The sequence below is a fragment of the Anaerotaenia torta genome (genome assembly GCF_050433395.1).
Taxonomy (GTDB): Bacteria; Bacillota; Clostridia; order Lachnospirales; family Lachnospiraceae; genus Mobilitalea; species Mobilitalea torta.
The window spans coordinates 1-10,855 of sequence record NZ_JBNPXH010000005.1; the positions used below are offsets into that span (position 1 = coordinate 1).

General features: G+C 47.1%; 8 protein-coding genes. 1 reads left to right on the top strand and 7 read right to left on the bottom strand.

Annotation, left to right across the window (positions count from 1 at the left end):
- Positions 1-231 precede the first annotated feature (231 nt).
- The 7 genes from HNQ56_RS09555 to HNQ56_RS09585 all read right to left on the bottom strand — a co-directional run bounded on the left by HNQ56_RS09555 (position 232) and on the right by HNQ56_RS09585 (position 9,515).
- Entirely contained in the window at positions 232-477 is a 246-nt protein-coding gene (locus HNQ56_RS09555; RefSeq protein WP_429145007.1) for a hypothetical protein, read from the bottom strand.
- A gap of 11 nt (positions 478-488) precedes the next feature.
- The gene (locus tag HNQ56_RS09560) at positions 489-1,427 is read right to left on the bottom strand and encodes a M56 family metallopeptidase (protein WP_429145009.1); all 939 of its coding nucleotides are present in this window, start codon (positions 1,425-1,427) and stop codon (positions 489-491) included.
- A gap of 235 nt (positions 1,428-1,662) precedes the next feature.
- A complete protein-coding gene (locus tag HNQ56_RS09565; RefSeq protein WP_429145011.1) occupies positions 1,663-2,070 on the bottom strand; it encodes a BlaI/MecI/CopY family transcriptional regulator in 408 nt (135 codons plus the stop codon).
- Positions 2,071-2,182: 112 nt separating this feature from the next.
- On the bottom strand, positions 2,183-3,391 hold the full coding sequence (locus tag HNQ56_RS09570) for an AAA family ATPase (protein WP_429145013.1): 1,209 nt from the start codon (positions 3,389-3,391) through the stop codon (positions 2,183-2,185).
- 113 nt (positions 3,392-3,504) lie between these two features.
- Entirely contained in the window at positions 3,505-4,356 is an 852-nt protein-coding gene (locus HNQ56_RS09575) for a hypothetical protein (protein ID WP_429145015.1), read from the bottom strand.
- 18 nt (positions 4,357-4,374) lie between these two features.
- The gene (locus HNQ56_RS09580) at positions 4,375-5,649 is read right to left on the bottom strand and encodes a DUF5716 family protein (protein WP_429145017.1); all 1,275 of its coding nucleotides are present in this window, start codon (positions 5,647-5,649) and stop codon (positions 4,375-4,377) included.
- Positions 5,650-5,723: 74 nt separating this feature from the next.
- Positions 5,724-9,515: a DUF5717 family protein gene (locus HNQ56_RS09585; RefSeq protein ID WP_429145019.1), complete on the bottom strand. Its 3,792-nt coding sequence runs from the start codon at positions 9,513-9,515 to the stop codon at positions 5,724-5,726.
- Positions 9,516-10,214: 699 nt separating this feature from the next.
- Here HNQ56_RS09585 and HNQ56_RS09590 point away from each other — a divergent pair.
- On the top strand, positions 10,215-10,640 hold the full coding sequence (locus HNQ56_RS09590) for a helix-turn-helix domain-containing protein (protein WP_429145021.1): 426 nt from the start codon (positions 10,215-10,217) through the stop codon (positions 10,638-10,640).
- The last annotated feature ends 215 nt before the right edge of the window (positions 10,641-10,855 follow it).

Genomic DNA, 10,855 nt, shown 5'->3' on the forward strand with positions numbered 1-10,855 from the left:
AGCTGCATAAAGTCTGAACATTGACAACTGAATAACTGCCAGGTATTGAATTTTCAAGGTGCATAGCTAAAATTTATGTGCGAAGTTTGAGTTATATATTTAAATTGATATGCAGCAAATGCATTCTCCATTATTCCCCATTAATGTTAAGAAGGTTTGTTCATATAAGTGATTTTGGCATTAATTACTGCCTTTAATACTACTCTTTCTGCAATATGTAGAACTCCAATTTTAGAGGTTAATCCAATACGGATCTACCCAATACCCCCAGGTGGCATTCCATCTTCTGTATTGCACTACTCCATTGTAAACTCTAAGTACTGTTTCTATTTGATCTGCGCAAGGAACAACAACTCCCCCACCGATCTGCTCTGTCACAACACTTGCTGTCTCCGTGACCTCCATCGCAGATACTTGCAAAGGGGACATAGTTAACAAGGTTACAAGACACGCCAAAAACATAGACACTTTTTTCATTCCAATTCCTCCTATTCTATAATTTCATATCCCAATTCCTGCATTTTTAATGCTGTCTGCTCATCAATCACAACATTTTTCCCTGTTTTCATAAGAATCTCATAATAGCCATCTTCTCTTTTTATAATATAATTCCCTGATGAATTTATTATATAAGCATTTTCATCTGCTTCCACTTCTTCTACAGGCACTTCAAATTTTGACTGAACAACAAATGAATACGAGAAAAACAATACCACTAAGAACACAAAAAAAGTAATTATATTTGCTTTCTTTCCTAACTTTGCTCCCTTACAACTTGATATAACTTGAAACCGTTCTTTCACATCTAAAAAACTGCTATTGAACAGATTTACATAACCAACTTCAAGGCCCTTCTGCTTATCACCTTTCCCCTTTTGAACTTTTGCTCCTCTTATGGCTGAAACAATCACTTCCAGGTAATCCGCTTTTTCTCCATTACCCATATTCCGTGTTACTTCCAGATCACATTTGATCTCCAGTGTTTGTCCCAAATCCTTACGAAGCAAATATACAATAGGATTCCACCAATAAATACAGCATATTAGATCTATCAACATCTTAATAACCAAATCGCCATGAAGCAAATGCGTATATTCATGCAGCAATATATGGTATAATTCCCGATCCGTGTAGTCTTTGTCCGGCAGCAGAATATACTTCTTAAAAATTCCGACACCCATTGGAACATGAATGGACGAACTGACCAGAACAGCAGGCCTTATATGGTCTCCTCTGTCTTGAAGAATCTTATCCATAACGGTTTGCGTATTTAAGTCCGTCTTTTTCTCAAATCTCTTTATTTCTCTGGTTGATTTAATGTAATAGTAAGTGTACCGCAGGATCTTTATAACAGCACCTATAGCCCAGAGTCCAAAAAGCAATGTTCCAACCTTGAGATGATATCCGTTTCCTTCCCATAAGCTCATCTGAAAGAAATGAACCATCTGATTGTATCCATACTTTGATACCACGACTTTTGTAAAAGGAACCTCTAATGGCAGGACGATCCTAATTAAGCAAAACACATACAGCAATAATAAACCGGATATACTGTAAAATTGAATAGACAGGTAATTCTTCCGGAATAAATAAATCATTGTAATTAACAAACTGCTCCATAGAACGGCCATACTAAAAGAGAAAAAAGTTATCTGCATCCTATTACCTCTTATCTTTGCGTAATTCCTCGATGATTGACTCCAACTGTTCGATCAATTCATCGGTTTCCTCTTCTTCATCTCCTTCCGGTGCTTTTACCAACGCCATAGCTATTTTAGCAATTGAACTCTTCTTCAACCCGCGGTCCGTTAAGAATCTCACCGCGTATTCTTCCCTGGTAAGGGCCGGCTCGAATTGCCTTGCATATTGCGTCTTATACTGTTCCATACCGCATACTTGGATTAATTTCTTACCCAGCAAGGAATTTAGCGTCCGATACAAGTTTGTCTCATTCCATTCTGACATATTTGGGATTTTCATTATCTCGACACTTGTCAGAGGCTTATCACTTTCCCATAGCAGCTCCATCAGCTCTTCTTCTTTTGTGGATAACAAATTTTTAATCTCCATATCAACTCACTTTTCCGATTTTCTACTTTCACATTATGACACTAGTTTCTAAATCCACCTTAACAAACTTATAGCACTTTGTCAATAAGTTTTTTTGTTCTTTGCTAAAATATTATTCAGTCTGATTGATTCCGCAGCGCTGCAGCAGCTTTCGGGCCTCCTCGCCGCAATCGGGATAGCTCTTCCTCGTCTGCTGGATTGCGGCCAGCGCTTCCTCCCGCAGTCGGATATTGGTCTCCATTCCCTCGCGCAGCTTCTGCCTGCGGACATTGAGACGATGGCGCACCTCCACCATCTCCTTGGGATCAAGAATAGCGGAGGGCTGATAGATCCAGACTTCACAGTCCACCACACCGAATTCCTTCAAGGCATCGATTAATTCATTATGGGAGAAATCCAGCAGCTCCGTGTTGCTCTGATACCTTCTCTCTTCATCCTTCATCCGCACATATTCCTCCCAGGCAGTTTTCAACTGGGAATAGCTTTCTACCATGTATTTCTCATAGGTATAATCCAGATAGCTCCGGTTATTGACGGATTTGATCTTCACCTTGTTCATCAGCATGATCTGGCGGTTCTGCTTCATCTGCACCAGCTGGACGTTCCCCGAATTCTTTCTGGCTTCCATAAAGATGTAAAGGGCCGAGACCATTCCCATGAGTACGGTCATCAGAAACGGAATTGTGAAGTCGCCCTTGGAGTAATTCGACAGGAGGGCAAATACCAGGAAAAGCAGAATGACAATGATACTGGTGGTAACAGCAATCCCCTTGAGAAAGGACTGTCTGCTGATAATGTCCTTCTCCTCCCGGTTCAGCGTCCTTCTCTCCTCCTCCAGATGAGCGATATCCTGCTGGATTACCTGCTGGTATTCCTCGCTTTCCTTCAACTCCTTCAAATCCTTTGGTATCTGCATCTCATAGCCCTCATACAGCCGATACTGACGTTCGGAAAGGAGAGGGCTCTTATTCTGCAGCTTGCTGCGCTCCCTGCTGAGATTAATAATATTGCGGGCGGCATTCTCCAGTTCTTCCCTCTGCTCCATGGGAATCTGGTCAATCTTCTGTATGTCCGTCAAATAGGAGGTTACCGCCTGATATTCCATCTTAGCCTCTGCTACCCGCCGGTCACTTTCCTGAATCAGATCGCAGTTCTCCTTTATGTATCCTATCTGCTCCGCAAGGGATCCCAGCTTGGCCGGCTTTCTGACCTCCCTGTTTTTCTTCTCCGGGGAGCGAACCTCTGCTTCCTCATGGACTTCCTGCGGCAGTATCTCTGCCGTCTGCTTTTTCTTTTTTGAAAATATGCGAAATAATTTCATCCTTATACACGTGCCCTTTCACTTTTTGACGACCTATTCAAACAGTGAATAGGCCTTAATAGGATCTTTTGCAGGCTCTTGCCTGGCGCCATAGGGCCGCATAGGTCCGGCAGTCATATCTGGCGCAAGCTTCCCATCCAGTCCTCCAGCATTTCCTCCGCACGGCGGTAATATTCCTCCATCCGGCCCTGCCGCATCAGCCTCTCCAGCTTTCGGAGCTCTTCCATGGCAGAGCAGGCCTCCGCCTCCTCCTGCCTGCTGACCAGCTCAGCCTCTACTTTTCCGCGCAGTTCTTCTTCCACCTGGTATTCCTCCAGTTTATCCCGGTATTCCTCCTGCAGATTCCCGCATTGCCCTTCCCATCCCAGGATTCTAAGTACGGTCAGATACTGGCGCAGCGTCTCTTCTCTCCGGTTACGCACATAGGCCTGTTCGAAGAGTCCGGCTGCTGCCTCAAAGCCGATGGTATGGATTCTGGCTACAGCCAGATTGTGCAGAATATCCCCATATTCCTCCGGCGTGAATTCTTTCGCCTCCTCATCTGCCAGCAGTTCTTCATACTCTTGTGCCGCTTCCCGGTACTGCTGTTTATCCAGATAATGCTTTGCCTTCAGACTGCTTTTCTTGATTCTGGACAGGGAGGCTGTCTCGTCCAAAAGCTTCAATAAGCTCTTAATCTCATTTTCTGTATAATAATCGGCGCTGCAGAGAACCACTGTGACCAGGGTCTTGATATCCGCTTTCTTCTCCTTTAATTTTCTCAGCTTTTCTGCCCGCTCCGGGAGCTTTAACTCCGTTTGGATCCAATCGATCAGCTCCTCCCGGATCACGTCCTCTTCCATCAGATGGACATGGTGAAACAGGTAATAGCAGAGTTCTTCCATGGAATATACCCGGATTCCGCTTACCGGAAAAGTATACGGCCGCGCCGTTCTTGCTCCGCTGCATAATATCAGCTTGCCCACGCATTCTCACCCCTTTTGTCACAACTCTATTGCAAATTCCGTAACCTGTCCGGTCTCCGGATAGAACTCGCCAAATCCCAGATCCTTCACTGCAATTGTTCCGGTGGATCTGTCCTTACAGCTCAGCCTGATCTCCAGCCGGGTCATCCGGTCCGGCCTTCTGGGAAGTCCGGTCAGGTGCAGCTTCTCCCGCAGCACATCCCTGGTTATGATATTTCTTCGGATTATCTCCAGCTCTGCCTCCCCCTCCGGGCTGCCCTCAACAATGACTTCGATACCGCTATCTATTTCATACCAGATTGTCCCTGCCTCCGCCAGCACCAGCTCCTGAAATCTGGTGTCTTTGTAAACCCGCACTCCGATATCGCTTACCACCATATCATCGTGCAGCAGGATGAATTCTTCCAGCGTATGCTCGGCCAGCTCTTTGGCAGCGTAACAGGCCCCTTTGGTAAATAGATTCTGCCCCAGAAACGCCCGTCTCCCTGCACAGAGCCGTTCTATTGCCCCCGTCGCCCAGTTCTCCTGAAAGCCCGTTCCGGTAAAATACAGGGTGGTTACCAGCTGCTTATACAGCAGGGAGCTGGCCAGTGTCTCGAATACATAAGCCTGCTGCTTCCCTGTCCCGTCCTGCTTCTCCGGCATCATATCCTTCAGAGTGCCGCTGCAGTCCGTCTTTTCAATCCTCGCGATCATCGGCCTGTTCCTGCGATTCAGCCGGATCTGGTAATAGAGCATCCCTTCCGCGCTGAAGTCAAACAGGCCCACGTCATTCACCCAGAGGCTTCTGTCCTGGCTTAATACATAATATAAATATGCACCCGCATGATTCATTACCGTAACGCGGTCCTTCCCCAGCCCCAGCAGTTCCAGGGCGGCATATATGCCTTCCGTCAGCGCCGGCTGTGTGTTACAGACGGTAACAACCATCTGTACAATCGGCTCCACCGGAAAATGCTCCTTGATCAGCTTCAGCGTCCTTCGGAAATACTTTCCCATCAGCTCCACAGGGGAATAGCTGTGGCCGAACACCTCCACCTGTGTTCCCCCGGCCAGCTTCTCCAGAAGATGATCAATCAGCACACTCCCGTCCTTCGTACCGCAGGCAAGGGCTTCCTCACCAAACAGCCACTGTCCTGTCTCCGCCTGAGCGCATAACAGGGTGGGAATCAGCTCCTGCCCGCTCCTGATGCTAATCGGAACCGGTTCAAGGGATTTGTAACTATAGCAGCTAACCTGTGAAAAATCATCACACAAATCATAACCCACAAACAATTTTCTGGCGGTTTCCATACCGATCTACCCCCTTCAACCGCTCTTGTCCCAGGCACATGCACAATAGCCGGACAGTCCGTGCCTGTAAAATCTCAGCTCTTTGCTCCAATATATTCAAAACAGGCGGAGGCCAGATATTCCTTGCGTATATAAGACTCCATTTCCTCCAGCAGGGCATTGCCGTCTCCCTGCTCTATTGCCGCCCGCATCCGGTTGATCTGATTATATTTGGTATCTCCGGCCATGGGCATGGCACATTCGTACCGGGCATATATCATTTCCGTGGATGTTTCCTTCCCCTCATATTCCTCTGTTATGTAATACTCTATGGTTTCGTGATGAAAGAGAACCAGCTCCTTTACATGGATACCCAGGAGCACATTGGTCATACGCTGTGTTATAAACTCATTTGCCGCCGACGTATGTTCCTCCTGCTTTATCAGGCGGTAATGAATGTATATCCGGCTTCCCGGATCCGCAATATGGGTAATACAGCATTTATCCCGAAGCTTACCCGGCAGCGCCATCCGGTCTCCGTATCCTGCAAGGAAAGGCAGGAGAAGTTCTTTCTTCCCCAGCCGGTCAATCTGATATTCCGCAAAAGCCAGCTCGCTCCCGGTAAGCTCCCGGTTGGATACATTATGCTTCAGCCAGGCAAGAAGACATATTTCATTCTCCTCGTAATTCAGCTCCCGTTTCATAATCGGGAACAGCTCCCCGGGAAGCTCCTGCTCCCACACCAAATACCGGTATGCATGATAAGTAAGATAAGCCCGCACCAGCATACGATTTGCGGCCTCCTTGTAATACTGTGCGAAGACCGGGAAGCTGTCCGGGTTATCGCTCCGGGTATAGAGCATCCTGGCCAGCAGGCGCTCCTCTAACAAATGAGCCTCCAGCTCGAAGCTCCCCGCCGTCTTCCAGAGCTTCAGCATCTCTCTTTCCGGTCCCTCATAGTACCGAAGCAGATACATCAGAATCTTTTCATCATATTTTTCCTGGATATAAACATATCGGCAAAGCTGTACCATCAACTCATTGTGATGGTCTGCCTCCGGGGTCAGCATCCACCCGGACAGCAGCTTCACCAGGCGGTTCAGCGCAATTTCGTCAAATCCGAATGTCTCCAGGGCAGCCAGCGCATGGTCATAAAGTCTTCTGACCGCTATGAATTCCAGATACTTTGACCTCTCCGCAGGCTTAAGGCGGCGTAAGTCAAGCAGCTTCAGATAATGTTCCAGAAGCTCGTCGTTGTAATTTTCATAATAATACTCGATCAATGCCTGCTGGCATTCCGCAGCGTATTCATCGGTCAATCCCTCCACCAGCAGCACCCGCTTGCGCAGCTCCGCCGCCGCCGGGTTCATAATCCGATGTCTCTGGTAACGGTCAAAGAGATGGAGCAAAAGCATGGGATGCCCGCTGTGTTCCAGGCAGCGGCTTTCGTAGTCTTCCGGGTTCAGGTAAGGCGTGACCTTATAAGGGATCGATTCCAGATAACGGTTGCCTCCCCCGTCCACCAGCAGAATCTGTGCCTGTTTTGTAAAAATATCTATCTGGGCCCTGCCCTTTACCAGGGGATAGGTTTCCTCTGCAGCCAGCTCCCGATGTACCACCTTGACACTTTCAATATTGGGATTATCACAATAGAACTCCTGCCGGTACATCACATAGGGCAGATGCCCGCAGAGCTGGGCACCGGGCTCGCGGTCCGCATAAAACTCCCGGTACAGCACCGCCAGATCCTTGTTGATCTGATGGGCCTTCAGCATCTCTGCTGCAAATATTTCCATCCGTTTTTGATAGCTCCGGTAAATCATCTCGTTCCGGTCCTTGTATCGGATAATATTGGCATACAGATACGCCTTCTTCCGGTCATTCAGATTGCTGTTATAGATAAAATAAAGCAGCACCGGCTGTGAGATCATTTCCTCTCGGTCATAGCTGACGCAGTGCATATAATATTCATACAGCTCCGTGATTCGAAGCTGTGCTTCTACCCCCAGCCGAAACCATTCAAAATATTTCTCCGCCCTCTTCATTCCTTTGATTAAAAGGCTGCAGATTGCGGACAGGGTGTCGTTATCCGCATATTCCCGATATAATCTGGTTAACGAGCCAAAAAGCACCGGGTGCCAGGTCTTTCTCCTGCCCGCCAGATAGATGAATTGGCGCGCCAGCTCCTTCGCAAGAATATGGTTCCGAATTCCGTAATTTACTATATGAATCTCAAAATCATCCAGCTCCCGGAGCAGCACCGGCTCTTTATTCAAAAGACAGACCGCCTCATAATACAAGATAGGACTGCGGCAGTCCAGCTCATACTGCTCCCTGATATCCGCCAGCTTATTACCCGGGAATTTATTATAGCTGCTGTCAAGATTAAGAAGGAACCAAAGGATCCGCCAATCCCTGTTCCCATTCTCATAGCAGCGCCGTATCCGTCCCACCGCCTCACTGATCGCAGCCTCATCCCTGGAATACAGACATTCCAGATATAAATGCGCACATTCCTCCAGCGCCGGGCTTCCCTTCCAAAAGCTCTCCCTTTCCGTTTTGCTCTGTTCCGGAATATCTCTCTTTTGCCCGCTCTTTACCTGAATATTCCTTCCGGGGTGCTTCTTTTCCGGTACACTTCTCCCGAGACGTTCTTTCTCAAGGGTACTTTTCCCTTGGCTCTCTTCCCTCCAAAGGATCTCCAGCAGTTCCTTCGCCAGCTTTCTTCTGCCTGATACCATTGCCAGATGCACCTTGATCAGATTCTTCACCTGACTGTCCGGCCGGTCCGGAAGCTCTCTAAGAATACTCTGGAGCTTCTCCGCATACCGTTCCGCCCCGGTCCGGTTCAGGCGAAAGTCCAGATAGCTCTCCATAAACCCGGCTTCCAGCCTCCTGCTCTTTGATACACCTGTACCATGTCCTCCAATATCCATCGTCTGCGGCACATCATGCCGGGATTCGCTCTCCTGCCGGCCGGTACCGGGACACCGGCATATTACATCCACAAGGATGGTCTGGTATACGCACCGTATCACGATCTGTCCGTAGTGCTTCCCCGGGCGCAGCTTACCCGGATCTATGGTGAAGGAAATAGGATGGGTGCTGCCGGTAAAGCGGTCCGCCCATAATAGTTTCTGTTCCAATTTAAGAAAAGGTGCGGTAGTGCTCACCTTGATTTCGGCATATCCCCAATGGTTCCTGGTGAGAACCACCTTATCGCTGATTTCCTCCCCGGTTACCGTATATTCTAACCGGGTGCGGTCAACTTCCAGCCGGAGTACATTTTTTTTGTGGATCGCGATCAGAAATTCCTCTAAGGCCTGGCTGGCAGAACTGCTTTTAATCAGATTGCGGTACAGATAACGGTAACGGTCCTCATTGCTTAGAAAAACCCGTTCAAACTCCTCCCCGCGAAACACCTTCTTCGCCTCCGCCCAGTCCGCCCGGGCCAGGTTGGCAAACAGAAACAAATCCTTGATCTTCCCCAGAGAGGTCATCACATGAGCCTGCTCTACCTGAACGGTAAAGGGAATGACCGCCTCACCGCAATCACTTACCACTGCGATCTCTCCCTGCAGCGTTTCACCCGCCTTCCGATATGCCGCCTGAAAAGAATAGTTCACAACACAGCACTCTCCCCGGAAGGAAGGCTCCCTGATCTGCAGCAGCCGATTGGAGGAATAGACCTGTCCCTCCACACAGCTTCCCATGTGGTTGCTGATGATAAAGCTGCCCTCATAGCTCTTCCCTGCCTCCACCGTAATGCTGATGGATGACAGAGCGGGCTGCCCTCCGTCTGCTATGATCTCCCCCTCTGTCAAACAAAGCACCGGCTGCTCATATTCCAATTCTCCTTTTGCAAAACGCTCTATCTTATCCTTCAATTCACTCCACGCCCCTTATATCATTATTGCAGATTATTAAAAATAAGATATAATATTACAATAATTATAATTCAACCTATCAAAAAAAGCCAGCATTTATCAAATAATACCGGACATATTTATAATATGTCTGAATACCTTGAAGTGTGAGGACAAAAGGTGATAGACGCCCGGCAGGATATGCATAATGCACTAAAATCATGTTGTATATTTATTCATTTTGTCGTATTTACAGATCTGTCCATGCATGATATACTTGCATTACCTTAAAACAAAACCCAAAACATGACGGCACTAAAGACCCCTGCCGTGTTAGGCAAGGGTCTGTCCGTCTTGTTTTCTTAATGATCCGGTATCAATAACCGAACTGATTTCTTATCTATTCTTTCATCCCGTCGGCCGCCAGAGCCTCCTGGCTGCGCTGTCATTCCCAATTTTATCATTCCACATATACCTGTCCCAACCCGGCTGTGTCTAGCAGACCAGTACTGCAATATGTGTTTTGCATCGTACTTTCTTTCTGTTTTTCTTTCTGCTTTTCCACCTTTCCTCCACTTCCTAAATCTCATGTTTTATTTTGCGTTTACGCAAATAACCGTTACATACTCGTATTTCACTATTGCGAATATGTAACTTATATGATATTATGGTGGTAATAATCACTATAGGGAAGAGCGTGAAAAATTGGAATTCAAGGATATGATTAAACATAGACGGACCATATTAGATATGACAATGGACGAGTTAGCAAAATTAATAGGCGTAAGTACTCCTACAGTACAAAGATACGAAAGCGGAGAGATTAAAAATGTCAGGCATGATAAAATAAAGCTATTGGCAGACGCGCTGCAATGCTCTCCTGCTTACCTCATGGGGTGGGATGAAAATCCTCAGCCCTCCGGTTCAATCACGCGCCAGGAACAATCCCACCTGCATAAATATCGCTCCATTGACGATAAAGGCAGGCATACGGTTGACACTATCCTTGAAATGGAATATATAAGATGCAATAAGCCTCACTTGATGGTATATTCCGGCTATTCCCCCGCCCGTGCAACGGAAGGGGCAGCAGAAGAAGCTTTACAGCACGATAAAGATATCACGGATAATTTCCGGGAGAATTGATAAATTGTTTGAATATACGGGCAGATACCACGGCAGACAATCGCACCGTTTACTTCAAACCAGGCTTCGGAGTATTAGAGTTCTATCAGTAAATTCAAAGGGGGGATTAAAGTGTTAGACGAGAAGGATTTACAAGCATTACAAGTTATGTTTGTCAAAACAGAAACAACGCTTATTAACGAGATGGACAAACGCATCGATGCCAGAGCCGAGAA

Excerpts from the sequence above, each read along its gene's own strand:
- HNQ56_RS09580 (WP_429145017.1), bottom strand. The coding sequence starts at position 5,649 with ATGGAAACCGCCAGAAAATTGTTTGTGGGTTATGATTTGTGTGATGAT.
- HNQ56_RS09565 (WP_429145011.1), bottom strand. The coding sequence starts at position 2,070 with ATGGAGATTAAAAATTTGTTATCCACAAAAGAAGAAGAGCTGATGGAG.
- HNQ56_RS09570 (WP_429145013.1), bottom strand. The coding sequence starts at position 3,391 with ATGAAATTATTTCGCATATTTTCAAAAAAGAAAAAGCAGACGGCAGAG.
- HNQ56_RS09560 (WP_429145009.1), bottom strand. The coding sequence starts at position 1,427 with ATGAGCTTATGGGAAGGAAACGGATATCATCTCAAGGTTGGAACATTG.
- HNQ56_RS09590 (WP_429145021.1), top strand. The coding sequence starts at position 10,215 with ATGATTAAACATAGACGGACCATATTAGATATGACAATGGACGAGTTA.
- HNQ56_RS09555 (WP_429145007.1), bottom strand. The coding sequence starts at position 477 with ATGAAAAAAGTGTCTATGTTTTTGGCGTGTCTTGTAACCTTGTTAACT.